The organism is Dietzia natronolimnaea (assembly GCF_002289575.1).
Lineage (GTDB): Bacteria > Actinomycetota > Actinomycetes > Mycobacteriales > Mycobacteriaceae > Dietzia > Dietzia natronolimnaea_A.
Genome location: NZ_NTGA01000121.1, coordinates 1 through 331, shown reverse-complemented (window position 1 = coordinate 331; position 331 = coordinate 1). Strand labels below are relative to the sequence as shown.

General features: G+C 66.8%; 1 protein-coding gene. It reads right to left on the bottom strand.

The annotated features are described in order from the left end of the window. Window positions 1-331, bottom strand: a 331-nt coding sequence (locus CEY15_RS17935; RefSeq protein WP_141244351.1) for an IS3 family transposase, incomplete at both ends; no start/stop codon positions are given.

Below are 331 nucleotides of genomic sequence, written 5' to 3'. Positions count from 1 at the left end.
ATCGCCGCACCATTTGGTGTTCGCCTCGGCCGCCGTGAAGTCGCGGCCGATGAGGTCAGGTGCCCCAACGGGGCTGTCTCCGGCGACGGTGGTGCGTTTCCACGCCTTCGGGTGGCGGCCTTCCAGACCTGCGACCTTCATGAGCCGCCACACCCGCTTGTGCGAGACCCGGTGGCCGCCGGCGGCGAGTTCCGCACGCATGCGCCGAACGCCGGGACGGCCGTTGAGGTGCTCGTAGTGGTACTCGATCAGCGCTGTTAACTCGTCGTCTCGGAGGTCTCGAGCTGAGCGCGACTTGCCGCGCCACTTGTAGTAGCCAGAAGTCGATACG